The following is a 26,359-nucleotide window of genomic DNA, read 5'->3' as shown; positions in this document are numbered from 1 at the left end:
CCATCTCGTTTTGCTCACGCATTCATCAGCACCACGGCAGCGGTGACCAGCATGTTGAGCAGGGTCAGGGGCAGGCACACTTTCCAGCCAAAGGACATCACCTGGTCGAAGCGCGGGCGGGGCAGGGAGGCCCGCAGCAGGATGAAGAACACCATGAAACAGGCGGTCTTCAGGGCGAACCAGATGAAGGGCGGCAGCCAGGGGCCGTGCCAGCCACCGAAGAAGAGGGTCACGATGAGGGAAGAGATCAGCACGATGCCGATGTACTCGCCCACGAAGAAGAGACCCCACTTCATGCCCGCGTACTCGATGTGATAGCCGTCGGCGAGCTCCTGCTCGGCCTCCGGCTGGTCAAACGGGTGGCGGTGGGTGACGGCGACCCCGGCAAACAGGAAGGTGACGAAGCCCAGGATCTGGGGGATCACGTTCCACATGCCGGCCTGGGCCTCGACGATGTCACGCAGGTTGAAGCTGCCGGTCTGGATGACGATGCCCATGAGCGAGAGGCCAAGGAACACCTCGTAGGAGAGGGTCTGGGCCGAGGCGCGCAGGCTGCCGAGCAGGGAGTACTTGTTGTTGCTCGACCAGCCGGCGAACAGCACGGCATAGACCGCCAGCCCGGCGATCGCCAGGATATAGAGCAGCCCCACGTTGAGATCCGCCACGCCCCAGGTGGGGGTGATGGGCACCACCGCAAACGCCAGGATGAAGGCGGTGAAGGCGATGATGGGGGCCAGCACGAAGATCCGGCGATCCGCAAAGGGCGGGATCCAGTCCTCCTTGAAGAACATCTTGACCATGTCGGCCGCCAGTTGCAGCAGGCCGAAGGGGCCAACCCGGTTGGGGCCGTAACGGTCCTGCCACAGTGCCAGCAGGCGGCGCTCGATGAAGCTCATGAAGGCGCCGGCCCCCACGATCCCCACGAGCACGACCAGTGCCTTGCCGACCTCGATCAGCAGATCCATCAGAGAGTCGCTCATGCGATGACCTCCTGCAGGTTATCGATCAGGGCGTGGTGCAGGGCGGTCGGCAGGCCGTTCACCCCGAGTGGCAACCCTGCCAGGCCCGGAGCCAGCGCATCGCTCAGGCGCAGACGCAGGCGCCAGTGGTTGCCACCCCAGGAGAAGGCCACCAGTGCGTCAGGGGACAGTGCCAGGCGCGCGGCATCCGCCGGGTTCAGTACCAGGGTGGGTTCACCCATGCGAGCCTGGATGACCGGGCTTCTGGCGGAGAGCTCCTCGCCACCGAACAGCTGGTCATAGCTCACCACCTGCAGGGATGCGGCGGGCTGGAAGGGGGCCGGGATGGCGCCAAACCAGCCCAGGTTGCCTTCGCCCGGCTCCAGCAGGCGGCGACCGGGATCCCCGGCACGCAGGTTGCCACCCACCTCGTCCTGGAACTTGTTCCAGGCGGAGGGGGAGTTCCAGCCCGGCGCCCAGGCAAACGGTACCTGGGAGAGGGGCTGGCGGGCACCGGCGTAGCCTTCCATGGAGAAGGCGAACGGTGAATCGGGATCCTGGGCGACTCTGGGCTCGCTCACGTTCTGGTTCGCCAGCATGGAGGTGCGACCACTGTAGCGGTGCGGCTCCCGGGCGAGCTTCATGCCGCGAATGCGCAGGCCGGCGTTGGGTGCAGCTTCCCCCATGGTGGTGAGCAGCGGGGCGCTGGCGGCGCAATCGCGACTCACATCGTCGAAGGTGTTCCAGCGAACCGAACGCGGTTGCTGGCTCCCTTGCAGGGCATCCAGCCAGCGCCAGCTCTCGCGCACCTGGATATCGGCGTTGTAGAAGGCGGGAGCATAGACCTGGAAGAAGCGCTGGGCGCGGCCTTCCATGTTGACCAGGGTGCCATCGCCTTCGGCAAAACTGGCGGCAGGCAGCACCAAATCCGCCTTCTTTGCGGTGGCCGTCTCCTGATGGTCGATGACCAGCAGGTGTTGCAGGCGATCCAGGGCGGCGTCCACCCGGCTGCGGGGGGCTCGGCGGTAGAGGTCGTTCTCAAGAACGACCAAGGCAAGTCTCTCTTCCCCTTCCATGCGCTCGAGGGCTGCCTCCAGCGGGGCGGCATGCCGGGCCAGCATGGCCAGCCCCAGGCTGTTGGCTTCCTGAGCCACCAGGGCAAGCTCCGCGGCCTGGCCACGGCCCTTGAGGGCGCGGGCGATGTTGCTGGCCGCTTCGATCAGCGCCTGGCTGCGGGCACCATTGCCTGCGATGATGAGGGGCTTTTTGGCGTTGCCAAGCAGGTCGGCCCATTGGGCGGCGAGGGCCTGCTGTTCGGGGGAGAGATCCGTTGGTGCCGGTGCACTGGCATCCAGCAGGTGGGCGATGGCAAACCCGAGGCGCGCCTGATCCGCGTGGGGGGCGTGCAGGGTGCTGCTCGCCACGTCATCCAGGCGGGTGGCATCCAGACTGGTGATGAGCAAGGGGTAGCGCTGGTTCTGGGCCAGGGTCTGCACGGCGGCGACCTGCCAGAGATCCACCTTCAGCTTGCGGGCAATTTCGCGCCCCTTGCCTTTCACCGCCTGGCGCAGGGCCAGGGCGATGCGGGCGGCGGTCTGGGTGACGTCTTCCCCGAGCACCAGCACGGCGTCGGCCTCTTCCATGTCGCGCAGGCTGGGAGTGCGCACGCCGCCGTGCTCCAGAATGTCCAGCATCTTCTGCAGGCATTCCCATTCGCTCTGCTCGACCCCGGAGTAGAAGTTGGCGGCCCCCACCAGTTCGCGCAGGGCGAAGTTGCTCTCCAAGGAGGCGCGGGGTGAGCCGATGCCGATGACGCCGCTGGCGGTGCGCAGCGCATCCGCGGCCCGGTTCAGGGCACCATCCACCGTGATGGCCAGCTTGTCACTGCCATCCTGCAGCAGGGGCTGGCGCGGGCGGTCGGTCAGATTGACGTGACCGTAGCCGAAGCGGCCGCGATCGCAGAGGAAATAGTGGTTCAGGGCGCCGTGGAAACGGTTCTCGATGCGGCGCAGCTCGCCGTAGCGCTCACCCGGGCTGATGTTGCAGCCGACCGAGCACCCCTGGCAGATGCTGGGGGCGAACTGCATGTCCCACTTGCGGTTGTAACGCTCGGAGTGGGTCTTGTCGGTGAAGACGCCGGTGGGACAGACCTCCACCAAGTTGCCGGAGAATTCGCTCTCCAGGGTGCCATCCTCGACCCGGCCGAAGTAGACGTTGTCATGGGCGCCATAGACCCCGAGATCCTCGCCACCGGCGTAATCCTTGTAATAGCGCACGCAGCGGTAGCAGGCGATGCAGCGGTTCATCTCGTGGTTGATGAAGGGGCCCAGATCCTGATTCTGGTGGGTGCGCTTGGTGAAACGGTAGCGGCGGCTGTTGTGGCCCGTCATCACCGTCATGTCCTGCAGGTGGCAGGCGCCACCCTCTTCACACACCGGGCAGTCGTGGGGATGGTTGGTCATCTGCCACTCCACCACCGTCTTGCGAAACTCCTTCGCCTCTTCATCCTCGATGGAGATATAGGTGCCATCGGTGGAGGGGGTCATGCAGGACATGACCAGGCGGCCGCGCTTGTCGTCGGCATTCTGATACTGTTTGACCGCGCACTGGCGGCAGGCACCGACGCTACCCAGCGCCGGGTGCCAGCAAAAATAGGGGACGTCCAGACCCAGCGACAGACAGGCTTGCAGCAGGTTGTCTGCCCCGTCTACCTCGTACTCTTTACCGTCTACATGAATGGTTGCCATACAACTTCCCTGAAACCTGTTTTATGAAATCGGCTATTGCCCGATGCGTCCTGGCGCTTACCAGCGCTCGCCCAGCAGGTTGGGCTGGATACCCTTGAACAACTTGTGATTGTCATGGGGGGCCTTGACCCCGGCCTCGAACTCGGACCGGAAATACTTCATCGCACTGCCAAGGGGCTCGACGGCGCCGGGGGCATGGGCACAGAAGGTCTTGCCCGGGCCCAGGAAACTGACCAGCTGTTCCAGGGTCGCGAGATCCTCGGGTTGGCCCTCGCCCCGCTCCAGCGCCCGCAGGATCTTGACGCTCCAGGGCAGGCCGTCGCGGCAGGGGGTGCACCAGCCGCAGGATTCGCGGGCAAAGAACTCCTCCATGTTGCGCAGCAGGGAGACCATGTTGATGCTGTCATCCACCGCCATGGCAAGGCCCGTACCCATGCGGGTGCCCACCTTGCCGATGCCGCCTGCATACATCTGGGCATCCAGGTGCTCGGGCAGCAGGAAGCCGGTGCCGGCGCCGCCCGGTTGCCAGGTTTTCAGGCGATAGCCGGGCTTCATGCCGCCTGCGTACTCCTCGAACAGCTCGCGGGCGGTGATGCCAAAGGGCAGCTCCCACAGGCCGGGATTGTTGACCTTGCCGGAAAAGCCCATCAGCTTGGTGCCGTGATCTTCCGAACCCGGCAGTGCCAGCCCCTGATACCAGGCCACACCGTTGCCGATGATGGCGGGGACGTTGCACAGGGTTTCGACGTTGTTGACGCAGGTGGGCTTGCCCCAGACGCCGGAGACGGCGGGGAAGGGGGGTTTGGCCCGCGGGTTGGCGCGCCGTCCTTCCAGGGAGTTGATGAGGGCCGTCTCTTCGCCGCAGATGTAGCGACCTGCGCCGGTGTGGACGAACAGCTCGAAGTCAAAGCCCGAGCCCAGGATGTTCTTGCCAAGGAACCCCGCGGCCTTGGCCTCTTCCACGGCGCGGCGCAGGTGGATGGCGGCATCCACGTACTCGCCGCGCAGGAAGATGTAGCCGCGATAGGCCTTGAGAGCCCGGGCACTGATGATCATCCCCTCGATCAGCAGGTGAGGCAGCTGCTCCATCAGCATGCGGTCTTTGTAGGTATTGGGTTCCATCTCGTCGGCGTTGCAGAGCAGGTAACGGATGTTCATGCTCTCGTCTTTGGGCATCAGGCCCCACTTCACGCCAGTGGAGAAACCGGCGCCGCCGCGTCCCTTGAGGCCGGCATCCTTGACGGTGCTGACGATGTCATCCGGGCTCATCTGGCCAAGCGCCTTGCGGGCGGCCTCATAGCCCTGTTTTGCCTGGTACTCCTCGAGCCACACCGGCTGGCCGTCGTCCCGCAGGCGCCAGGTGAGAGGGTGAGTCTCGGCGGTGCGGGGGATGCGATTGGCGGTGCCGAGGGAGGCAAGCGCCTTGCCTGGCTGAATGCTCATGGGTAAGCCTCCAGGGTTTTCAGCAGGCTGACGGCATCGAGTCCGCCATAGGTATCGTCATCGATCATGATGGCCGGCCCCTTGTCGCAGTTGCCGAGGCAGCAGACGGGCAACAGGGTGAAGCGGCCATCCGGGGAAGTCTGACCGGGGGCCAGATTGACGACCTCTTTCAGACCGGCAAGCAACTGCTCGTGGCCGTTGATGTAGCAGACCATGCTGTCGCAGACGCGGATGATGTGACGACCCACCGGCTGGCGGAAGATCTGGCTGTAGAAGGTGGCGACCCCTTCCACGTCGCTGGCGGGGATGCCGAGCTCGGCGCCGATGGCGTGAATGGCGCCGTCAGGCACCCAGCCACGGGCCTGTTGCACTATCTTGAGCGCTTCGATGCTGGCTGCACGGGGATCTTCGTAGTGGTGTTTCTCGTGTTCGATGGCATCGCGCTCAGCCTGGCTCAGGACGAAATCTCCCTGCTGGCTGCTGCATGCCCCTTGCCCTTGTGGGGTCTGGTTATTGTGACACTGACATTGGCTCATGACTTGACCTTTTGTGGCTTGTCCCTTTACTGCGCGTCTTGCCCTTCGCCCCGGCTGCCGGGGCGAGAGGACTCAACGATCCACATCTGACATAACGAAATCGATACTGCCCAGGTAGACGATAAGATCCGACACCATCTGGCCGCGGATCACCGAGGGGATCTGCTGCAGGTGAGCAAAGCTCGGGGTGCGGATCCGGGTCCGGTAGCTCATGGTGGATCCGTCGCTGGTCAGGTAATAGCTATTGACCCCCTTGGTCGCCTCTATCATCTGGAAGGACTCGGCGGCCGGCATGACAGGCCCCCAGGAGACTTGCAGGAAGTGGGTGATCAGGGTTTCGATGTCCTGCAGGGTGCGCTCTTTGGGCGGTGGCGTGGTGAGCGGGTGATCCGCCTTGAAGGGACCCTCAGGCATGTTTTTCATGCACTGCTCGATAATGGACAGGCTCTGGCGGATCTCCTCGATGCGCACGGTGGCGCGGTCGTAGGCGTCCCCGTTGCTGCCCACCGGTACCTCGAACTCGAACTGATCGTAACCGGAATAGGGGCGCCATTTGCGCACGTCAAAGTTGAGCCCCGTGGCCCGCAGACCGCCCCCCGTGGTGCCCCAGGCCAGGGCCTGGGCCGTGTTGTAGGCGGCGACGCCGATGGTGCGGCCCCGCAGTATGCTGTTGCGCATGGCCGCCTTTTCATACTCCATCAACCGCTTGGGCAGCCAGCTCAACAGGTTGTCCTGGATGAGGCGGGTCCAGCCGGCAGGCAGATCGTGGGCCACGCCGCCGATACGGAACCAAGCCGGGTGCATGCGGGCTCCGGTGATGGCCTCGATGATGGTGTAGATCTTCTGGCGGTCCGTGAAGGTGAAGAAGACCGGGGTCATGGCCCCCACGTCCTGAATGTAGGTGCCAAGGAACAGCAGGTGGCTCTGGATGCGGAACAGCTCCGCCATCATCACCCGGATCATGTCGACCCGCGCCGGCACCTTGATGCCGGCCAGTTTCTCGACCGCCAGCACATAGGGCAGGTTGTTCATCACGCCGCCCAGGTATTCGACCCGGTCGGTGTAGGGGATGTAGCTGTGCCAGGACTGGCGCTCGCCCATCTTCTCGGCGCCGCGGTGGTGATAGCCGATGTCGGGCACGCAGTCGCGGATCTCTTCCCCGTCGAGTTGCAGCACCAGGCGGAAGGCGCCGTGGGCGGAGGGGTGGTTCGGCCCGAGGTTCAGGAACATGTAGTCCTCGTTCTCGTTGCCGCGGGCCATGCCCCACTCTTCCGGCTTGAACAGCAGGTTGTCCTGCTCCTGATCCTGCTTGACCGCATCGAGCATGAAGGGATCAAACTCGGTGGCGCGCGCCGGGTAGTCCTTGCGCAGGGGGTGCCCTTGCCAGCTCTTGGGCATCATGATGCGGGTCAGATGGGGGTGGCCATCGAAGGTGATCCCCATCAAATCCCACACTTCCCGCTCGTACCAGTTGGCGTTGGGGAAGTGGCGGCTGACGGTGGGCAGATGGAGATCGCTCTCCTTGAGCGCCACCTTCAGCATCACGTCGGCGTTACGGTCGATGGAGATGAGGTGATAGAAGACGGTAAAGTCGCTCTGTGGCAGGCCGTGGCGATGGCTGCGCATCCGTTCGTCGGTGGCGCTGAGATCGAACAGCATCACGAAGGGGGAGGGCAGCTTTTGCAAGAAGCCCATCACGTCTAGCAGCAGATCCCGGGAGAGCCAGATGACCGGCACGCCGGTACGGGTGCTCTGCACGGTGAAGCGCTCGGCACCGAAGTGGGCGAACAGCTCGCCGACCACCTGGGCATCGGCGTGATCGGCGGTTTGCCACTGGGCCATGGTGTAATTGCTTGGGAATTCTCGAGTCAGTTTCATGATCAGATCTCATCCGGCGTGCGCAGGTTGGTCACGTTGATCCGCTCGCCGCGCTTGCGTTCCTTCTCGGATTGCATCTGGGGACGGTAGATCCCCTGATCCCCCACCACCCAGGAGAGGGGGCGGCGTTCCTTGCCGATGGACTCCTGCAGCAGCATCAGGGCTTGCAGGAAGGCCTCGGGGCGGGGCGGGCAGCCCGGAATGTAGACATCGACCGGCAGGAACTTGTCCACCCCCTGAACCACGGAGTAGATGTCATACATACCGCCGGAGTTGGCGCAGGCCCCCATGGAGATGACCCACTTGGGCTCGAGCAACTGCTCATAGAGCCGCTGGATGACAGGGGCCATCTTGATGAAGGGGGTGCCGGCAATCACCATGAAGTCGGCCTGACGGGGGGAGGCTCGTATGACCTCAGCACCGAAGCGAGCCACGTCGTGGGGAGAGGTGAAGGCGGTACACATCTCCACGTAGCAGCAGGAGATGCCGAAGTTGTAGGGCCAGAGGGAGTTCTTGCGGCCCCAGTTGACGGTGTCTTGCAGCACCTCTTCGAGGCGCCCGATCATGATGCCGCGGGTCGCTTGCTGCGCCAGTGGATCATCGACGGTCTGGCGCTGTTCCTGGGGGTAGCGCTCAACGGGCGCATCCGGGTCAATCCGGGTCAGGGTGTACTTCATGGTGCAACCTCAAAGAGATAATCGGTAGTTCAGTCTGGTTTCTTGTCAGTCAGGACACGCTTTTTCGGGGCCCAGTCGAGGGCACCAATGCGCCACAGGTAGAGGAGGCCTACCAGCAGCAGGGTGATGAAGATGGTGGCTTCGATGAAGCCGACCCAGCCGCTCTCCCGAACGGAGACGGACCAGGCAAAGAGATAGAGGGCTTCGACATCGAAGATGACGAAGAACATGGCGACCAGGTAGAACTTGGCGGAGAAGCGCAGGCGGGCGTTGCCGACGGAATCCACCCCGGATTCGAAGGGTTTGTTCTTGGCACGGCCATAGGCGCGTCCCCCCAGCAAGGCCGCCAGGCCTATCATGGTCAAGCAGATACAGATGGCGCCAATGACATAGACAGCAAAAGCCCAGTGCTGGACGGCAATATCAGCAAACATATAGGTTTTTCCCTAACCAAATTAATCATGTGACTTAACAATGACGTTACGTAGTATGCCACTTTCGTACTGATTTACATGTCATTTCAAAGGATTAATTATTAATCAACGGGATGAAAATTGTGTTTTGCTAGCGGGGTCAACTTTCTCGTTTGAGAATTGTTTTCAATCGTTTTTATTTAGCAGAAAAAAACCGGATAGTTTGAAAATCCGGTGGATGGCAGGAAACAAAAGACCCCGCATGGCGGGGTCTGTTTCAGGGTTGGAGAACGGGGAGGCTCTGCTCTGCCGCCTTGCCCTGGGAGAGCACGATCTCCACCCGGCGGTTGGCCTGGCGGTGAGCCGGGGTATCGTTTGGATAACGGGGTTGGGTATCCGCCACCCCCTGGGCGATCAGCCGTCGTGAATCCAGCTTGGGGTTGGTCAGCAGGGTGTGGGTGATGGTGGCCGCCCGCAGCACCGACAGCTCCCAGTTGTTGCGATAGAGCTCCACCGGCGCCTGGGAGTTGTCGGTGTGACCGGTGACCACCACCATGCCGGGGATGTCTGCCAGCACGTCCGAGACCTTGTTGACCAGGGGAATGAACTGGGGCTGCAAGAAGGCGGAGTCGGCGGGGAACAAGGTCTTTTCGCCGATGCGGATGACCAGTTGGCTGCCAAGCTGCTCCACCTCGATCTCTTTGGACTCGATTTGGCTCTTGAGCTGCTGATCCAACTTCTGTTTGGTGACCGTGACCCAATCCTGCTCCTTGGTCTTGTGGGGCCAGGACTCCGTGGCCGTAGGTTTCTCCGAGGAGCCGATGGTCTCGTTGAAAGGGTCGGCCGCCGCTGCGGGCGTCTGGGTATCCAACACCTGCTCTTTCTGGGAGGTATTGGGGGTGGTCTTGGACTCGGGTTCCAGTATGCCTGTGCCCCCCTGCATCACGGGGGAGCCGGCGGGAAGGGAGACCAGCCCTATCTTGCCAAGAGATTCGATAAAGCCCTGAATGAGGACGCGAGTCTCCGACTGCTTGGCCATGGCGAAGGAGTAGAGCACCACGAACAGGGCGAACAGCAGTGTCATGAAGTCGGCGTAGGAGACCAGCCAGCGTTCGTGGTTCTCCGGCGCCTCAGCCTTTTTCTTTTTCGCCACTGTGGCCTCCGAGGTAAGGCTCAAGGGTCACTTGCAGCCGTTGCTGTGACTCGCCGTCCACGATGCAGAGGATGCCGGTGAGGGTCATCTCCTTGTAGTGGCGGATCTGGTGGGCAAACGACTTGTAGCGGTTGCCGAAGGGCAGGAAGATGAGGTTGGCGGCCGACACCCCGTAGATGGTGGCGATAAAGGCCACCGCGATGGCGCCCCCCAGCTTGTCGGGGGCATCCAGCAGGCCCATGGCGTGAATGAGGCCAAATACGGCCCCGACGATCCCCATGGTCGGGCAGTAGCCCCCCATGGCCTCGTAGAATTTGACGGTCTGTTCGATATCTTCCTGCTCGAACTCGATCTCGTTTTCCAGTACCTCGTGGATTTTGGTCTTCTCGTAGCCATCGACCATCATCTGTACCCCTTTTTGCAGGAAGGGATCCTTGATGTCGTCGATCATGCCCTCCAGTGCCAGCATGCCACTGCGCCGTGCATTGCCCGCCAGGGTTTCAAGCAGTTGGGCCTGCTCCAGCATGTCGAGGCGCAGGGGAGTGATGAGCCACTTGAAGCGCTTGAGGGTTTTACCAACCACGGAGAAAGGAAACTGGGTCAGTGCGGCACCGACGGTACCGCCGATCACGATGAGAAAGGCGGGCAGATCGAGCAGGGCGCTGGGGTGCCCCCCTTCTATCATGTTGCCACCCAGAATGGCTGCCAGGGCCAGCAGCAAGCCAATAAGACTCATTTGTCCATATCCCTATGCGATGTGTGAGGCTAGTGTAGCCATTTAACTATCAGTTTTTCAAAACGATATCCAATCGGTGAGCAATATCCGAGAGGTTGCGCAGACCCGGTAGTGTCCGGTGGCATCGGCCTGTACCGCTTGATCTGTAGAGCAGGTTGACGGTGCCGGCATGGCAGGACGAGGCGGTTATCCAAGTGATATCACAATATACTGTGCTATCTGTGAGAGGATATTGGTTATTTATATCGTCACTTTCTGTTCGCTTGGCGTAATGCGCTGTCAACGAGAAAGGGCTGGCTGCCCTCGGGGCATATCCCTTGTCGGCAGAGAGCAGAGAGCAGAGAGGCGGAAGGGGTGGGATTGGCTGGGCGGCACTTGGCCAGGTATCGCGGCAAGCCGTTTTTTCTGGCCCCGCCGATGACGGGTTTCTCCTGCCAGGGGGTTGGCAGACACCTTGAAGCAAAAAAACCGACCCTGAGGTCGGTACTTCAAGCTGTACGCTGGATCGGGATTGACTCGCACCATCCCTGGCGCTCGCCCTGCGGGCGGCCTCTGGCCGTCCAGTCGGGCTATCCTGCCCGCCTGTCGACAGGGGTCGAACCGAGCCGCCCATCATCGGAAAAAGTAAAAGGCCCCGTCTTGCGACGGGGCCTTTTACTTTATCTGGCGGTGAGGGAGGGATGATTCACCACTGCATGGCTTACCCCTTCGGGGCGGCCTGCGGCCGTTCATCGCAGCAAGCTGCTCTGCTCGAACCCGACGAGGCTTCTCACCTTCTCTCCATCGACATCGGATGTTGCCATGTCACCAGATGCAAAAAACCGACCCTGAGGTCGGTTTTTACAATTTGGCGGTGAGGGAGGGATTCGAACCCTCGATACGTTGCCGTATACACACTTTCCAGGCGTGCTCCTTCAGCCACTCGGACACCTCACCAAATTTTTACTGCTTGAAGTGGCTTTCGGAGCACGCTGCGCGTGCATCTTGCCGACTTCGTCGGTGGGCAGCCTCTCGGATACCTCACCAAATTCTGCTCTGTGATTTAACGTGTTCAGCCAACACGGTGTTCGCTGCGCCGTTGCGCTGGAACGGGGCGTAATTTAGGGGAAAGGGCTGCCTGGGTCAACCACTTTTCCCCTTATTTTTCATAATCTTTATCGAGTGCCTATCCCTTGAACAGAATGCCGGTTTTTTAATCCCGTTCAAGGCTTGTCGAGAATGATCAGGCTGTCAGGCAGCTCGTTCTGATCCCGGGTGGCGGGGAAGGCGTCGGTCAGAATGGCGCTGGTGCGCTCCACGCACTCCAGGAACCCCTGCTCGACCTCCTTGTTGCGTACCCGAACCACGAAGTCGTCGATGATCTGCTGCCACTGGGTGTTGTCGATGTGCTGGGCGATCCCGTCGTCTACCAGGATTTCCACATAGTGCTCCGCCACCGAGACGAAGATGAGCACCCCGAGCCGGTCCCGGGTGCGGTGAAGTCCCTGCTCGACAAACTGCAGGCGGGCCATCAGGGCGGCCCGGTGACGGCGTACCTTGTGGGGGATGAGCCGCATCTTGATGGGTGTCCAGTGGAACAGCAGGCTCAGCAGCAACCAGACCGACCACTGCACCAGCAGGATCTCGTACCAGCCAAGCCAGAAGCCGAGCTGGAAGACCAGCAGGGGGGTGAGCATGGCGAGCAGGGCGGCCCACAGGGTCGGAATATAGCGATAGCCATCGCTGGCCGGGGCCAGCACGGTGACCAGTTCGGCATCCGTGGCCTGCTCGGCCTGTCGAACCCTGGCCTGCAAGGTGTGGAAAAACTGTTTCGAAATCATCTTGTTGTCTCTTTTTCCCTGATTACCAACCGCCAGATGCACCGCCGCCGCCAAAGCTGCCGCCGCCACCACTGAAACCGCCACCACCACCGCCAGTGCGGCCGCCAAAGGAGCCGGCACCGAATCCACCGGCCATGTAGGCGACCCGGCGACGTCCTCCCGGCCCACCGCCGCCGCCGCGCAGGTTGTGCAGCACGATCATCGCAATCACCACCAGGATGAAGAGCCAGGGACCTCCCTGCTTGTCGGCCTTGCTGGCGTGGTCCACGGGCTGATACTCCCCGGCCAGGGCCTGCATGATGCCCTGGCTGCCGGCGAGGATGCCGGCCACCATGTCACCGCGCTTGAAGGCGGGCAGGATCCGGGTCTGGATGATATTGGCGGCGATGGCGTCGGGCAGGGCACCTTCCAGGCCATAACCCACCTCGATGCGCACCTTGCGCTCGTCCTGGGCGATGATCAGCAGCACGCCGTTGTTCTTGCCTTTTTGGCCGATGCCCCAGTGGCGACCGAGCTGGTAGCCGTACTCTTCGATGGTATCCCCCGCCAGCGTGTCGATGGAGACCACCACCAGCTGGACGCCGCTGCGCTTCTCGAAGACGGCCAGTTGCTGTGCGAGTTGGTGGGCCTGCTTGCGGGACATCAGATTGGCCTCGTCCACCACCCGCCCGGTCAGGGCCGGGAAATCGGGGGCGGCATGCAGCGCCGTGGCACAGAGCAGCAGACAGAGCGCCAGCCAGCGTCTCATCACGTTCATTGGAAGCTGACCTTGGGCGCCTCATCGGCACCGGGTTTGGCGCTGAAGGTGGGTTTGGCTTCCAGATCGGAGTAGAGCAGCTTGGACCAGATGACCCCGGGGAAGGTACGGATCTCGGTATTGAACTGGCGTACTGCCTCGATGTAATCCCGTCTGGCCACCGCGATGCGATTCTCGGTGCCTTCCAGCTGGGCCTGCAGGGTCAGGAACTGCTGATCGGCCTTCAGATCCGGGTAGCGCTCGACCACTACCATCAGCCGGGAGAGGGCGCTGGAGAGCTGCTCCTGAGCCGCCTCGAACGCCTTGAGCTGGGAGGGGTCACTCACCTGCACGCTGCCGACTCGGGCACGGGCATCGGTGACCGCCTTGAGGGTCTCCTGCTCGTGGCTGGCGTACCCCTTGACGGTGGCCACCAGGTTGGGAATGAGATCGGCTCTGCGCTGGTACTGGTTCTCGACCTGTCCCCAGCTCGCCTTGACCTGCTCATCCAGGGTCGGAATGGTGTTCATGCCGCAGCCGGTCAAACCCAGCAGCAGGGTCAGGGTCAGCAGGGCACGGGTACCACGCTGCCAGAGTGAAGTGGCCATCTTGTTGTTCTCCATTGATATTTCTCTCGGAAATAGGTTCACCATAACAGCTTGTGGTCAGCCCTCACAACGCCTGGGTAACAGGGGGGCGCGGTAGCTCATCGACACTTTGGGCAGCTGGGGTTTGTCCTTGAGCCAGGAGGTCAGCTCCTCCCCACAGCCATTGCCGGGGGGAATGGGAGCCTGGGGCTGGCAGTCCGGACTGTTTGCCGGGCAGCGCAGGCGCACGTGAAAGTGGCTGAAGTGGCCGACCCAGGGGCGCAGCTTGCCGACCCAGGCTTCACCGGGTGCCTGTTTGCACACCTCGGCCTTGATGACGGGGTTGACGAAGATACGCGCCACCTCGGGGCGATCGGCCGCAAGGCGCAGCAGATTGAGCTGCCTGGGGCCGAATCGGCCGGGCAGCATCCGGTAGCTGGGTTCGTCGATTAGCGCCCACTCCCTGGGGGCATCCTGTTCCCAGCGGCTGATGGGTCTGTCAGCCATCCTGAACCAGATGTCGGCATCCAGGCCGGTCTGGTGGCTGCGATGACCTGAGGTAAAGGGCCCCCCGTGCATCATGGCGAGGTCGGCGATATAGAGATCCGGCATGCCGGCCAGTCTGGTCTGGTTGGCCAGATGCTGCAGGTAATGGATGAGGTCGGGGTGACCGTAATAGCGCAGCCGTTTGGTGCGGATCACCTGATAACCAGGACCTTCGAGGGGCAGGGCCACGGCATTTTTCAGGCAGCCGGCGGAGTAGCCGCCGATGGCCTCGGCATAGAGTGTGCTCGCGGACAAGAGCAGGGCGGTGGCGAACATGGGACTCCCGGGATGGCGCCCAGTGCGGGCTCAGACAGCCCCAAGCATACCAAGAGTGGCCGCTGGCCGTCATCCGTGTCGCGGTGGCGGTTGCATCGCGGCGCGTCGCTCGCGCACAATGCGCGGCAACGCAGCGACGGCAAGGCCGTTCGCATCACAGAAGGAGAAGAGAAGATGAGAGTCAGTGAGCTGGCAGCGCAAGAGAACGTGCGCTGGCTGATGCCCCCGGCCCGGCGGTTTTACGGGGTCATGATCTGCCTGTTGCTGGCGAGTCTCGCCACTGTGGTGGCCGCCCTCTGGCTGGGATATCCCGACATGGGCCTGCTGCCCTGGGTCGGGGTGGTCTTTGGCGGCATCGTGCTGGTGATGATGGTGTTGCCGCGCAACTGGCAGCGCTGGCGTCTGGCGGAGCTTGCCTGGGATGAACGCCATCTCTATCTGCTCAATGGTGGCGAAGACCGGGCCTTGGCGCTGCCCAGAGCCGTGCTGGTGGGCATGGAGCGGGATCGCAAGGTGGGACACGATGGCCAGTGGCTCGATTTCAGCCTGGATCTCGGGCTGGATGAGGTGACCCTGGCGACGGCCACCAGCCTGCTCGGGTTGTCCCGGGAAGGGACTCACGAAGTGGCCCCCGGGGTCTATCGATTCGGGTTCAAACGTGCCTGGCATGGGCGTCGTGCCCTCGGCACATTGCTGGCCGAACTGCACCCGCTCTGACTATTTTCTCGACAATTCATTCCAATGCTCAGATACTGCCTCTGATTCGATTTGATCTTTCCTGCTCTGATAACCCAAGAGATCAAGGACTTGGGATACGAAGCTGGAAGTGCCATGGCATGATGCCGTGGCTGGTCCGGCAGGGGGGTTGTGCCCTTACTCCCAGGTCGGTGGATGCATAGATAAGGCACCTTGAATCGAGAGTGGATGGCATGAAGATTTACGTAGGTAATCTGTCGTACCGGATGACGGCCGACGAACTGACAACCGTGTTCAGCCAATTTGGGCAGGTAGACAAGGTCGATATCATCATCGACCGCGATACCGGTCAGTCCAAGGGGTTTGGTTTCATTGAAATGCCGGTCAATGGTGAGGCTGAGAAGGCCATCGCCGAGTTGCACGGCACCGAGGTCGGCGGCCGCACCATCACGGTCAATCAGGCCAAACCGAAGACGGATGCACCCCGTGGTCGCCCCCAGCGCCATCGTTGAATCGTCTCGATAACGGAAAACGGCATGGAATCCTCCATGCCGTTTTTGTTTTCAGGGTCTGGTGCAGACTCAGGGAACGTCATAACCCAGAGCGGCCTTGCGGATGCGGAACCACTGCTGGCGAGTGAGCTCAATGGACTCGGCTGCCACGGCGGCGGCGATCCGCTCCCGTTTGCCGGAGCCGATGAGGGGCAACGGCTGACTCGGCAGCATCATCACCCAGGCGTAGACCACCTGCTCCAGACAGTCGGCGCCCACCTCCTGGCGGATCTGCTCGAGTTCCGCCCGCAGCGGGGCATAGTCGGGGGCATGGAACAGCCGCCCGCCGCCAAGGCAGGACCAGGCCATGGGCTTGATGCGCAGTTGCTGGCATTGATCCAGGGCACCATCCAGCGTCCCCTCCTGATGGAGCGGGGAGATCTCCAGCTGGTTGGTGACCAGGGGGAAGGGCAGGCGGGATTGCAGCAGGGCGAACTGGTGGGGCGTGAAGTTGGAGACCCCGGCGTGCTTGATCTTGCCTGCCTGCTTGAGGGTGATGAAGGCGTCGGCCACCTCGTCGGCGTTCATCAAGGGGTCGGGGCGATGGATCAGCAACAGATCCAGATAATCGGTGCCGAGCTTTTGCAAGGAGGCTTCGGCACTGGCGACGATGTGTCCCTTGCCGGTGTTGTAGTGATTCAGGGCGTGGGCCGGATTGGCGGTGAGGGCGATGCCGCACTTGCTGACGATCTCCATGCGATCGCGCAGGGAGGGCTCCAGGCGCAGGGCATGGCCGAAGGCCTCCTCGCACTGGTAGCCACCGTAGATGTCGGCGTGATCGATGGTGGTGACCCCGAGATCAAGGTGATATTTCATCAGGTCCAGCAGGGCGGCGGGGGAGAGCTGCCACTCCATCAGGCGCCAGTAGCCCATGATGAGGCGGGAGAAGGTGGGGCCTTGCTCGTGCAGGGCCAGACGGGATACGGACATGGTGACTCCTCTGGAGATAACAATGTGAAAAGAAAGGGGCAAAATCATGTGCCAGCATCTTGGTCTCTTCCGGCGGACAAGGCAATAATGCCCCCTTCGCGAATTCGAACTATGGTTCTGACTCCGACGGGTCAAGATCCCGGTGTCAGTGAGAGGAGAAGGGGTGATGGAAGGATTTGCCGCCAGGCTGCAAAGTCTGATCGGGGAGGGGAGCGTGAGCGCTTTTGCCCGCAAGGTGGGATTGAGTGAAGCCCTGATCCGCAAGTATCTGAAAGGGGCCGAGCCCGGCCTTGGCAAGGCGAACCAGATTGCCATGGGGGCCAACTGCTCGCTGGAGTGGCTCGCCACCGGTTGCGGGTATCTCTATCGTCAGGCCGAGGTGGTGGACAGGGACGCGCTGGCGGCGGCGGGGGCGCTGGTGCAGGAGACCCGTCCGGGAAAGCCCATGCCGGACGAGGAGCAACTGGTGACCCTGCTCGCCTATTACCAGTTCCTGCGCAGCCACAAGCAGGCGGACGGTTTTCTGGACCTGGCCCGGGCGCGGGAGTTTGGGCGCCATCTGGCCGAGGCCTGAGCCTGACGGTGGCTCCCGGCAGTCCGCCATTCTTCTGATACCCTCTAAGCAGTGATCAAATCCAAGGACACGCAGATGAGCTATCTGATCCTGGGCAGTGGCGGGTTGGGCAGTGCGCTGGCACGGGAGCTGGCCAGACGGGGAGAAGAGTGGTTGCTGGCGGGCAGGCAACTGCCCAGGGGACTGGATCCCGCCTGCTACTTTCCGCTGCAGGAGGTGGACTCGCTCTCTTTTGAGGCCCTCTTCACCCTCTATGACAGCACCACCCTGCCGACGGTGGTGATCAACACCATAGGCCTGCTCCATGATCTTGCCCACATGCCGGAGCGGCGGGTGGAGGAGGTGACACCCCAATGGCTCGAAGAGAGTCTGCTGGCCAATGCCTGGCCCCACCTGGCCCTTGGTGCCAATCTGAGCCGGCGCATGATGCCCCAGAGCACGCTCTGGCTCTGCACCCTTTCGGATCGGGCGGGAAGCCTGGAGGAGGGGGGCCAGGAGGCCATGTGCCACTACAGCTACCGCATGAGCAAGGCCGCCCTCAACATGGGATCCCGGATCCTGGCGGGTGAGTGGGCCGGACGTTTTCCAGGCGCCGGTGTCATCACCGTGCATCCCGGCCTCATGAATACCCCCATGCAGCAACCTTTTCTTCAGGAGATGGATCCCGCCCTGCTGCAGGATCCCGCCGAGGTCGCCGTCCGCCTGCTGGATCTGATGGCCACACTGACGCCCGCGCACTCGGGCCGTTTCGTGGATCTGCAGGGTCAGTCGCTGCCCTGGTGAGCCGCCGGGCTCACATTCCCGCTTGCCGTTTCTTGCCAGCCGGGTGTCGGCTGGTTAATGTCATCGTCCTGCATCAGGAGGATGACATGCGCTATATCGATTTACGAAGTGATACCGTGACCCAACCCACGGAAGCCATGCGCCAGAGCATGCTGCATGCCGAGGTGGGAGACGATGTCTATGGGGAAGATCCCAGCATCAATGCGCTGGAGCGCCGCGGCGCCGAAATGCTGGGCAAGGAGGCGGCCCTGTTCGTGCCCTCCGGCACCATGTCCAACCTGCTGGCCATGATGAGTCACTGCCAGCGTGGGGAAGGGGCCGTGCTGGGGGCAGCCTCCCACATCTATCGCTACGAGGCCCAGGGCTCTGCCGTGCTGGGCTCGGTAGCCCTGCAATCCGTCCCCATGCAGGCGGACGGCACCCTGGCCATCGAGGATGTGCGGGGGGCCATCGCTCCCGATGATCCCCATTTCGTCCAGACGCGCCTCGTCTGCCTGGAAAATACCCATAACGGCAAGGTGTTGCCATTGACCTACCTGCGCGCCATGCGCGAATTCGTCGACGAGAAGGGGCTGAAGCTTCACCTGGACGGGGCTCGCCTCTTCAATGCGGTGGTGGCGAGCGGGGAACCGGTGGCCGCCATCGCGGCGCCTTTTGACAGCATCTCCGTCTGCCTCTCCAAGGGACTGGGAGCACCGGTGGGTTCCCTGCTGGTGGGATCGGCTGCGTTCATCGCCCGCGCCAGACGGCTGCGCAAGATGCTGGGGGGCGGCATGCGCCAGGGAGGGATCCTGGCCCAGGCCGCCCTGTTCGCGCTGGATCAGCATGTTGCCCGGCTGGCGGATGATCATCGCCGCGCCAGGCGTCTGGCAGAGGGGCTGGCCGCGTTGCCAGGCATCACACTCAACATGGGTGAGGTGCAGACCAACATGGTATTCCTGCGCCTGACTCAGGGGGATCCCGCCACCTTGCTGGGTTTCATGAAGGAGCGCGGTATTCTCTTCTCCGGCTACGGGGAGCTCAGGTTGGTGACCCACCTGCAAATCACCGACGATGACATCGACGAGGTGATCGACGCCTTCACCGAGTACCTGAGTGGCTGACGCCATTTCCTATCGCAACAACAAGGGCGCCATCGGGCGCCCTTGTTGTCATGGCAGGGTCGGTCATCCCTGGCGCTGGCCGGTGATCAGCATGGCCTCGTCGGTGGCGTCATAGATCATGATGGCCAGGTGGGTGACCTCTCCGGCGAAGTCGGCCAGCGGCACCAGGGTCAGGTTCTGGTACATGTAGGGGGCCGATCCCGTGATGGGGCGGTAGTTGGAGAAGCGCAACAGGTAGGGGCGCTGCTCCCAGGTGCTGAAGGCACGGTTGTTGAGCTTGAACACCATGTTGGCCTTGCGCTCGAACCAGGCCTTGTCCACATCGGGGAAGAGCGAGAACAGCCCTTGATCGCGCACCTCGCCTGCCAACCGGCCGCTGTGACTCTCCATGAAGCCGTTCCACACCTGGATCCGATACTCCCTGTCGAGCACGACCAGCCCCACGTCCAGATTCTGGACGATGTTCATCAGCCAATGAAATTCCCGAATGTCCATGGTCACTCCTGGTGGTTGCTGCCGCGGGACGGTCACAGCATGTGCATGATCTTGTTGTTCATGGTGGCGATGGAATCTTCGGTAAACAGCAGCAAGAGATCGCACTGCACCGCATAGCCCTGCACCCGATAGTTGATCTCGATGGCCAGAGTGCGGCGCCAGCGGCTCTGGTTGGTCCGAATGAGATCCTGAATGGGCCTGTGTTGGCCAAGCACCACGGGGTGACCCTGGCTAAAAGGGGTGTCGAGCTGGTTGGCGTAGCCGCGCAAGAAGGCGCCAATCAGCACGTTGGCGGTGTCCATCAGCAGTTCTAGCTCGGCGCCGTGATCCAGCTCCCCCTGATGGTTCATCAGGCGGGCCAGGTCCTGGAAGCTGGCATCGTGAAACAGCAGCAGGGCCTCCCCGGCGATCCCGGCCCCGATGAAGCCCTGGCAGACCGCAGAGAGCGTCTCCGACTCGGCGGCGGCCGAGAGCGCCATGTGCAGCTCGGAGACCTCCAGCACGTTGACGTTGGGGATGGGGAGCAGCACGAAGGCGCCGAGCAGGCGAGCCAGCAGATCCGCCCCCTGGCCCATGGCGACGTTGGCCAGCTCCTGATAGACATCCCGCAGCTCGGGGGTGAACTGGATGCTGCTCTGGGCAGCCTGGTGGCTGGCGACGGGCTGGGGCTGGATGGCCGTCACCTGGGTGGTCGATTGCCACAGACCGTGGCGCTTGAGCAGGGCAAGGAGGGTGTCCGGGGAGGCCGGCTTCTTGATGAAATCGAGGGCGCCAAGAGCCATGACACGCTCATGGGCTTCCGGCTGGATGTCGCCGGAAACCACGATCACCTTGCTGCGCACCCCTTCTCGCTTGAGGGTCTCGAGAACCCCATATCCGTCCATCTCCGGCATGGTGAGATCGAGAAAGATCAGGTCCCCGTGCCCCATCAGGATCTGCTCGACCCCTTCCAGCCCGTCCGCGGCCTGGTGCAAGGTGACATCCCAATCGGCGGGCAGGGCGCGCACCAGCTGTTTGCGCGCGAACCCGGAGTCATCACATATCAATACATTCATAGTGTTAGCCGACCAGTGCAACGAGGATTGCGCTAAGTGTGGGTCATCAGCCGTCAGATGCAACGGGCAGCGGCTGCGCCGGTGAAAATTGATCGTTCTGCTGACGGGTACGATAGCGCTCGGAATGTTTCTCGACGAAATCGGCGAACATCTTAACACGCAACGGGGTGAACCGGGGCTGGCAGTGGAGCATGTAGAAGGGACGTTTTCCCGACTGCCAGTCCGGCAGGACGGGGACGAGCTGACCATCTTGCAGGAAGGGGTGCACATAGTGCTGCGGGGCGTTGACGATACCGAGGTGGCGCTGGGCTGCTCGCACGGCGGCCTGGGTCTGGTCGATGCAAAGGCGGGGTGTGCGCTTGATGCAGACCGTCTGTTCGTCCCGCCCGCTCAGTTGCCAGTGCTGGTGGGGCCAGCAGTAGATGAGATCGTGCTCTTCCAACTGGGTCGGGTGGGAGGGCACACCCATCTTCTCCAGATAGAGGGGGGAGGCGAACAGACCGTACTGGATGTGACCCAGACAGAGGGCGTTGGGCAGGGTCTGGGGAAGCTCGCCGTTGAAAAAGACCAGGTCCCTGTCCTGATCCGCCTGGAGGGCATGATCGTTGGACTGGCGGATGTCGAACTGTACCCCGGGATAGCGCAGGCCGAAGTCCGCCAGCATGTCGACCAGGATGGTGTTGGAGAGGGCGATGGGGGCCGCGAGGCGGATGAGGCCGCTGATGTCCGTCTCCTCACCCCGGATTTCGCCGGTGGCCTGCTCTATCTCCGCAAGGGGGGTACATAGGCGCTCGTAATAGCGCAGCCCTTCGTCGGTGAGACGCAGCTTGCGGGTGGATCTGTGCAGCAGGCTGCATCCGAGCTGCTCTTCCAGTTGGGAGATACGTCGACTGATGGTGCCGGTCGGCATGCCCAGCGCAGCGGCGGCGTGGGAGAAACCGCCCTCTTGCACCACCTTGACGAACAGATAGAACTCTTCGATGTACTTCATAGCGGTTTTAGGGGGTGTTCTGGCTGTAACAAGCCAGTGACCTTATGAAGAGTCACCGGGCTTGGCAAGCGCAATCCGGCGTTTAATTGATCTGGATTAGATTCGACTCGCGCTGGTATCGCTGGAGCAGATGGACGAAATCTTCCGGGGATCTGTCCAGGCTATTGTCGGGCACCAGCAGATCGTACCCCAGCAGATCCCGCAGCCGTGCCATGCGGTTGCCGAGCATGGCGATCACCCCCTCATAGCGCTGGCCGGCGGGTGAGCAGAAGCGGCTCTCCTCCAGCAGTCCCTCTCCCAGGAGCCCACTGCCGCACCCTCCGGTCGGGCAGTCGGAGCGCTCGCTTCGCATGGCCTGCATCAGCACGGCGCGCTGCTCGGTCAGCAGACGGACGGCGAGCCGGGGTGTGATCAGCGTCAAAAAAGCGTCGTAATCCTTTATTTTCAAACCGATGTAGGGCAGCTCCACCAGATCCCACCCCAAATGGATACGTGGTTGGTCAATTCGCTGAATATTTCTCCATTTCAGGATCCAGCCGCCGTACTTGTGATGGTATTGCAGGCAGTCCTGACACAAAGAGAGACTAAAATGAGGCTCACCCAGTTTCCAGACCCCGACAAGAATTGTCATCAGGCCCGCCAGGAGGAGGGAAATGGCGGGGATTAGTAGTTGTTCACGAAGAAAAAAAAGTATAAAAATCATAGCAATGGTTATCACCATGCCCAACAATACCAGTGTGAGTCCATTTCTTCGTACCATGGGGATCACATGTAGCGTTTTCATATGATTTCGGCCTTTTTTCATCCGTTTGTTATCCGATTATGGGCCGGAACGGATTTTGTACCAGCGTGAATGCTCCTGTCAGGGGGCGCAAGCGACTGGTTCGACCATGAGCTTTCAGCATGAATCATCACTCAACATGAATACGCTAGACGAACGCCTGCTCACCGTGATGGATGTCCTCCACACGCCGGTCTGGGTCTATGACATCCAGCGTCATCATATTTACTGGGCCAACGATGCTGCCCTCGGGCTCTGGGAGGCGAGCTCCCTGGCCGAGCTGAAGTCCCGGGATTTCTCCGCCGACATGGCCGCCGCCATCGATCTGCTGCTGCAGCGCTATCTCGGCGATTTCCAGCAGGAGCGCAGTTACAACGAGTGGTGGACCCTCTCGCCCAAGGGGGTCAAGAAGCAGGTCTATCTGCGTCTTTCCGGGATCCAGCTTGCTGGACGGCAGATGATGATGGCGGAAGCGGTCATCGATGCCGACACCCTCTATCAGGAGTCCTCCCTCGCCACCGGCGACACCCTGGCCTGTCTCTTTGACAACGAGGGGCGCCTCGAGAGCGGCAACCATCACTTCGACATGTGCTTTGGCACCGGCATTCTGACGCTGCCCCAGATCTTCTCCGGTGCGGACGAGGCCTTCTATCGTCGCCTCTCCCGTCTGGACGAAGTGGTGGCCGAAGGGGAGTGCCGCACCCAGAAGGGGATGCGCTGGTTCCAGTACCAGTTTCGCCATATCCAGCAGGGGGCACGGATCCTGCTGACCATGCGGGACATCACGGATCGCAAGCTCGAAGAGCTGGAGCATCGCCACCTGGCCTGGCACGACTCCCTCACCGGGCTGCTCAACCGCTACGGCCTGATGAAATCCCTGGAAGCCTATTGCGGCCTCGGGGGGCGCTTTGCCCTGGTGTTCATGGATCTGGACAACTTCAAGCTGGTCAATGACAACTATGGCCACAAGGCAGGGGATCGCCTGCTGGAGCGGGTCGCCGGACGGCTCAAGCAGATCTGCCCGCGGGACGTGGAGCTGGCGCGCCTTGGCGGGGACGAGTTCACCGCCCTGGTGCCCCTCAACCAGGCGAGCGATCGGGCCCAGGAGGTGGCGGACCTCATGCTCTCCCAGATGAGCAAGCCACTGCAGCTGAGCGGTGTCCCCGAGGTCACCATCGGCGGCAGCATCGGCATCGCCATCTACCCGGACGACGCCGATGATGGCGACAATCTCATCACCCGTGCCGACATGGCCATGTACCAGGCCAAGCAGATGGGGCGGCTTCGCTGGCAGCGCTTCACCCCCAGCATGCAGCAGAGCCTGCATCGCAAGCTGACCCTCAAGCAGTTCCTGGCCAAGGCCGTCGGTCGGGGAGAGCTCAGCCTGCGCTATCAGCCCCAGGTGGATGTGGCGCAAGGTCGGGTCATCGGTTTCGAGGCCCTGGTACGCTGGTACAATCCCGTGCTCGGCCATGTGTCGCCGGCGGAGTTCATTCCGCTGGCCGAAGAGATGGGGCTCATCCGGGAAATCGGAAGCTGGGTGCTTTCCACCGCATTGGCCCAGATGGGGGAGTGGCAGCGACAGGACGGGGTGAGGGTGCCGGTGTCGGTCAATCTCTCGGGCTTCCAGCTCTCTGCCAGTTTGCCGGAGCTGGTGGCCCAACTGCTCGAGGCATTCTCGGTGGAGGCGGCGCTGCTGACCCTGGAGCTGACCGAGACGGTGCTGATGCTCGACATGAAGGGGTGCATCGAGATCCTCGACGCCCTGAGCGAGCAGGGGATCAAGATCGCCATCGACGACTTCGGGACGGGCTACTCGTCGCTTGCCTACCTCAACCGGTTGCCGATCGACACCATCAAGCTGGACCGCTCCTTCGTGGTGGGGCTCAACCTGCCGGTGATCCGGGCGACGGTGGCCATGGCCACCAGTCTGGGGCTCGGGATCCTGGCGGAAGGGGTGGAGGAGGAGCACGAGCTCGCGGCCCTGCAGACCCAGGGTTGCCACGTCTTCCAGGGATTCCTGTTCAGCCGTCCCATGACCCCGGAAGAGGTGGCGGCGGCGGGGTTCGCAGTACAGTGCCGGCTGGGCCGCTATCCCCTCGCAAACCATTGAGCAAGTTGTCGATAAATGTGCGGCATCTCCCATTTATGAAGTGCGAGATGCCAAATTAAACATAATTAATCGAATTTTTGTCTCATATCATGGGATCCATTAGACGTTATCGCTAGTATGCGCGCTCATTCCTTGGTAATGGAGTATCACCATAATGAGTCAAGCTGCAGTGAACGAGCGTCCGGCCCCTCCCAACGGCTGGTTGAACCGCTTTCTGAACGGGGTGGAGAAGGCGGGCAACAAGCTGCCGGATCCCGCCATGCTCTTCCTCTATGCCTTGCTGATCGTCTGGGTCGGCTCCTGGATAGGCTCCCAGTTCTCCTTCGATCTGGTCAATCCCCGCACCGGAGAGGCTGTGGTCATCAACAACCTGTTGACCGGGGCTGGGCTGGCGGACTTTCTCGCCAGCATGGTCACCACGTTCACCGGGTTTGCTCCCCTTGGCATCGTGCTGGTGGCCATGCTGGGGGTCGGGGTGGCTGAACAGTCCGGTTTCATCAACACCGGGCTCAAGAAGCTGCTCAAGGTGACGCCGGCGCGCTTTCTGACCCCCATGCTGATCCTGGTGGCCATCGTCAGCCATACCGCCGCCGATGCGGGCTATGTGCTGGTGATCCCCATTGGCGGCATCATCTTCCATGCGGCGGGTCGCCACCCGCTGGCGGGGATTGCCGCAGCCTTTGCCGGGGTTTCCGGCGGGTTTGCCGCCAACTTCCTGCCCTCCGGCGGGGATGCGCTGCTTCAGGGGTTCACCCAGTCTGCAGCCCAGTTGTTCGACCCTGACTACATGGTCAACACCTTGTGCAATATCATCTTCACCGGCGCTTCTTCCTTGCTGATCATCTGCGTGGGCTGGTTTGTCACCGAGAAGATTGTCGAGCCGCGCCTCAAGCAAGTGCCCCTCAACGAGGATCTGGAGAGCGCCGACGAGATGGGTCGTTACAGCGCCCAGGAGAGCCGGGCCTTCAACTGGGCCGGGTTCGCCATGCTGGCGGCCGTGGTGCTGCTGGGGCTGGCGCTGGCCCCCGGCGACTCGCCGATGCGGGCACCGGACGGTTCCCTCACCACCTTCGCCGCACCGGTGATGAAGTCCATCGTGCCCCTCATCTTCCTGCTCTTCATCCTGCCCGGGATCGTCTATGGATTTGTCGCCGGCAGCTTCAAGAGTGGCAAGGATGTGATCGACGCCATGTCGGCCACCATGAACAAGATGGGCTCCTACATGGTGATGGCCTTCTTCTGCGCCCTCTTCATCAAGGCGTTCGGGGACTCCAACCTCGGTACCCTGCTGGCGCTCTCCGGTGCCGAGGTGCTTCACGCCCTGGCGTTGCCGGGAGAGGTGACCATCGTCGGCATCATACTGCTGACGGCCACCGTCAACCTGGTGGTGGGCTCGGCCTCCGCCAAATGGGCCCTCATCAGCCCCATCCTGGTGCCCATGCTGATGGCGGTGGGGATCTCGCCCGAGCTGACTCAGGCCGCGTATCGAGTGGGGGATTCCGCCTCCAATATCATCACCCCGCTGATGGTCTTCTTCCCCCTGGTGGTGGTCTATTGCCAGCAGTATGTAAAGAGCACAGGCATCGGCACCCTGGTCTCCATGATGCTGCCTTACTCCCTGGCCTTCCTGGTGAGCTGGACGGGCTTCCTGCTGCTCTACTGGGCGCTGGGGTTCCCGCTTGGGTTGCAGGCCCCCTATGTCTATCCTGCCCCTTGAGGGTGACGGGGGGCCTTGGGCCCCCCGCTTTTTTTGGGTAGAGTGTGGCCTTCATCCCGGAGG

General features: G+C 62.2%; 25 protein-coding genes, 1 tRNA gene and 1 other RNA gene. 7 read left to right on the top strand and 20 right to left on the bottom strand.

The window, feature by feature from the left end; translation table 11 throughout:
- Positions 1-14 precede the first annotated feature (14 nt).
- From nuoH to mepA, 15 genes are all read right to left on the bottom strand, one after another.
- Positions 15-980: an NADH-quinone oxidoreductase subunit NuoH gene (nuoH, locus tag AB5Y68_RS15435; RefSeq protein WP_010675033.1), complete on the bottom strand. Its 966-nt coding sequence runs from the start codon at positions 978-980 to the stop codon at positions 15-17.
- Entirely contained in the window at positions 977-3,706 is a 2,730-nt protein-coding gene (gene nuoG, locus AB5Y68_RS15430; RefSeq protein ID WP_039038713.1) for an NADH-quinone oxidoreductase subunit NuoG, read from the bottom strand. Before nuoG ends, nuoH begins: the two co-directional genes overlap by 4 nt.
- Before the next feature lie 57 nt (positions 3,707-3,763).
- On the bottom strand, positions 3,764-5,149 hold the full coding sequence (gene nuoF / locus AB5Y68_RS15425) for an NADH-quinone oxidoreductase subunit NuoF (protein WP_039038712.1): 1,386 nt from the start codon (positions 5,147-5,149) through the stop codon (positions 3,764-3,766).
- Positions 5,146-5,685 (bottom strand): NADH-quinone oxidoreductase subunit NuoE, encoded by a 540-nt coding sequence (gene nuoE, locus AB5Y68_RS15420; protein WP_010675030.1) that lies wholly within the window; start codon positions 5,683-5,685, stop codon positions 5,146-5,148. Before nuoE ends, nuoF begins: the two co-directional genes overlap by 4 nt.
- 72 nt (positions 5,686-5,757) lie before the next feature.
- Complete coding sequence (nuoC, locus tag AB5Y68_RS15415; protein ID WP_197970325.1) at positions 5,758-7,527, bottom strand: NADH-quinone oxidoreductase subunit C/D; 1,770 nt, start codon at positions 7,525-7,527, stop codon at positions 5,758-5,760.
- Positions 7,528-7,565: 38 nt separating this feature from the next.
- Positions 7,566-8,240: an NADH-quinone oxidoreductase subunit B family protein gene (locus AB5Y68_RS15410; protein WP_010675028.1), complete on the bottom strand. Its 675-nt coding sequence runs from the start codon at positions 8,238-8,240 to the stop codon at positions 7,566-7,568.
- A 29-nt stretch (positions 8,241-8,269) separates the two neighbouring features.
- Positions 8,270-8,674 carry an NADH-quinone oxidoreductase subunit A gene (locus AB5Y68_RS15405; protein ID WP_039038710.1) on the bottom strand — a complete coding sequence of 135 codons (405 nt, stop codon included), beginning with the start codon at positions 8,672-8,674 and terminating at the stop codon, positions 8,270-8,272.
- Between the two features lie 256 nt (positions 8,675-8,930).
- Positions 8,931-9,806 (bottom strand): flagellar motor protein MotB, encoded by an 876-nt coding sequence (locus tag AB5Y68_RS15400; protein WP_010675026.1) that lies wholly within the window; start codon positions 9,804-9,806, stop codon positions 8,931-8,933.
- On the bottom strand, positions 9,784-10,542 hold the full coding sequence (locus tag AB5Y68_RS15395) for a flagellar motor protein (protein ID WP_039038709.1): 759 nt from the start codon (positions 10,540-10,542) through the stop codon (positions 9,784-9,786). Before AB5Y68_RS15395 ends, AB5Y68_RS15400 begins: the two co-directional genes overlap by 23 nt.
- A gap of 664 nt (positions 10,543-11,206) precedes the next feature.
- Positions 11,207-11,335: non-coding RNA, RtT sRNA (locus tag AB5Y68_RS15390), on the bottom strand.
- Between the two features lie 55 nt (positions 11,336-11,390).
- A tRNA-Ser gene (locus tag AB5Y68_RS15385) sits at positions 11,391-11,478 on the bottom strand.
- 266 nt (positions 11,479-11,744) lie between these two features.
- On the bottom strand, positions 11,745-12,362 hold the full coding sequence (locus AB5Y68_RS15380) for a TPM domain-containing protein (RefSeq protein ID WP_039038708.1): 618 nt from the start codon (positions 12,360-12,362) through the stop codon (positions 11,745-11,747).
- 22 nt (positions 12,363-12,384) lie between these two features.
- The gene (locus tag AB5Y68_RS15375; RefSeq protein WP_039038707.1) at positions 12,385-13,119 is read right to left on the bottom strand and encodes a YgcG family protein; all 735 of its coding nucleotides are present in this window, start codon (positions 13,117-13,119) and stop codon (positions 12,385-12,387) included.
- Positions 13,116-13,721 carry a LemA family protein gene (locus tag AB5Y68_RS15370; protein ID WP_010675022.1) on the bottom strand — a complete coding sequence of 202 codons (606 nt, stop codon included), beginning with the start codon at positions 13,719-13,721 and terminating at the stop codon, positions 13,116-13,118. Before AB5Y68_RS15370 ends, AB5Y68_RS15375 begins: the two co-directional genes overlap by 4 nt.
- Positions 13,722-13,763: 42 nt before the next feature.
- Positions 13,764-14,507 (bottom strand): penicillin-insensitive murein endopeptidase, encoded by a 744-nt coding sequence (gene mepA, locus AB5Y68_RS15365; protein WP_039038706.1) that lies wholly within the window; start codon positions 14,505-14,507, stop codon positions 13,764-13,766.
- Between the two features lie 174 nt (positions 14,508-14,681).
- Between mepA and AB5Y68_RS15360 the strand changes: the two genes are divergently transcribed.
- Together AB5Y68_RS15360 and AB5Y68_RS15355 are read left to right on the top strand one after the other, a co-directional pair.
- A complete protein-coding gene (locus tag AB5Y68_RS15360) occupies positions 14,682-15,224 on the top strand; it encodes a hypothetical protein (RefSeq protein WP_039038705.1) in 543 nt (180 codons plus the stop codon).
- Between the two features lie 212 nt (positions 15,225-15,436).
- Positions 15,437-15,715, top strand: coding sequence for an RNA-binding protein (locus AB5Y68_RS15355; RefSeq protein WP_029314670.1), 279 nt, complete (start codon positions 15,437-15,439; stop codon positions 15,713-15,715).
- Positions 15,716-15,784: 69 nt separating this feature from the next.
- Here the strand turns inward: AB5Y68_RS15355 and AB5Y68_RS15350 are convergent, their stop codons facing one another.
- Entirely contained in the window at positions 15,785-16,684 is a 900-nt protein-coding gene (locus tag AB5Y68_RS15350) for an aldo/keto reductase family oxidoreductase (RefSeq protein WP_039038704.1), read from the bottom strand.
- Positions 16,685-16,850: 166 nt separating this feature from the next.
- On the opposite strand from AB5Y68_RS15350, the gene AB5Y68_RS15345 reads away from it, so the two are divergent.
- The 3 genes from AB5Y68_RS15345 to ltaE all read left to right on the top strand — a co-directional run bounded on the left by AB5Y68_RS15345 (position 16,851) and on the right by ltaE (position 19,144).
- Positions 16,851-17,258: a transcriptional regulator gene (locus AB5Y68_RS15345; RefSeq protein WP_039038703.1), complete on the top strand. Its 408-nt coding sequence runs from the start codon at positions 16,851-16,853 to the stop codon at positions 17,256-17,258.
- Between the two features lie 75 nt (positions 17,259-17,333).
- Positions 17,334-18,041, top strand: coding sequence for a short-chain dehydrogenase (locus AB5Y68_RS15340; protein WP_039038702.1), 708 nt, complete (start codon positions 17,334-17,336; stop codon positions 18,039-18,041).
- Between the two features lie 86 nt (positions 18,042-18,127).
- Positions 18,128-19,144 (top strand): low-specificity L-threonine aldolase, encoded by a 1,017-nt coding sequence (gene ltaE / locus AB5Y68_RS15335; protein WP_039038701.1) that lies wholly within the window; start codon positions 18,128-18,130, stop codon positions 19,142-19,144.
- A gap of 63 nt (positions 19,145-19,207) precedes the next feature.
- Here the strand turns inward: ltaE and AB5Y68_RS15330 are convergent, their stop codons facing one another.
- The 4 genes from AB5Y68_RS15330 to AB5Y68_RS15315 all read right to left on the bottom strand — a co-directional run bounded on the left by AB5Y68_RS15330 (position 19,208) and on the right by AB5Y68_RS15315 (position 22,316).
- Entirely contained in the window at positions 19,208-19,639 is a 432-nt protein-coding gene (locus tag AB5Y68_RS15330) for a PAS domain-containing protein (protein ID WP_039038700.1), read from the bottom strand.
- A 32-nt stretch (positions 19,640-19,671) separates the two neighbouring features.
- Positions 19,672-20,694, bottom strand: coding sequence for a response regulator (locus tag AB5Y68_RS15325; RefSeq protein ID WP_039038699.1), 1,023 nt, complete (start codon positions 20,692-20,694; stop codon positions 19,672-19,674).
- Between the two features lie 46 nt (positions 20,695-20,740).
- Positions 20,741-21,685 (bottom strand): LysR family transcriptional regulator, encoded by a 945-nt coding sequence (locus AB5Y68_RS15320; RefSeq protein WP_039038698.1) that lies wholly within the window; start codon positions 21,683-21,685, stop codon positions 20,741-20,743.
- An 82-nt stretch (positions 21,686-21,767) separates the two neighbouring features.
- Positions 21,768-22,316, bottom strand: coding sequence for a DUF2982 domain-containing protein (locus AB5Y68_RS15315; RefSeq protein ID WP_234703996.1), 549 nt, complete (start codon positions 22,314-22,316; stop codon positions 21,768-21,770).
- 322 nt (positions 22,317-22,638) lie between these two features.
- On the opposite strand from AB5Y68_RS15315, the gene AB5Y68_RS15310 reads away from it, so the two are divergent.
- Positions 22,639-24,579: a bifunctional diguanylate cyclase/phosphodiesterase gene (locus tag AB5Y68_RS15310; protein WP_039038812.1), complete on the top strand. Its 1,941-nt coding sequence runs from the start codon at positions 22,639-22,641 to the stop codon at positions 24,577-24,579.
- Positions 24,580-24,733: 154 nt separating this feature from the next.
- Positions 24,734-26,296: an AbgT family transporter gene (locus AB5Y68_RS15305; RefSeq protein ID WP_010675009.1), complete on the top strand. Its 1,563-nt coding sequence runs from the start codon at positions 24,734-24,736 to the stop codon at positions 26,294-26,296.
- Positions 26,297-26,359: the final 63 nt, after the last annotated feature.

Origin of the sequence: Aeromonas sp. R6-1, assembly GCF_040908165.1 — a bacterium.
GTDB classification, from domain to species: domain Bacteria; phylum Pseudomonadota; class Gammaproteobacteria; order Enterobacterales; family Aeromonadaceae; genus Aeromonas; species Aeromonas caviae.
This window is presented reverse-complemented; position numbering and strand designations above follow the sequence as displayed.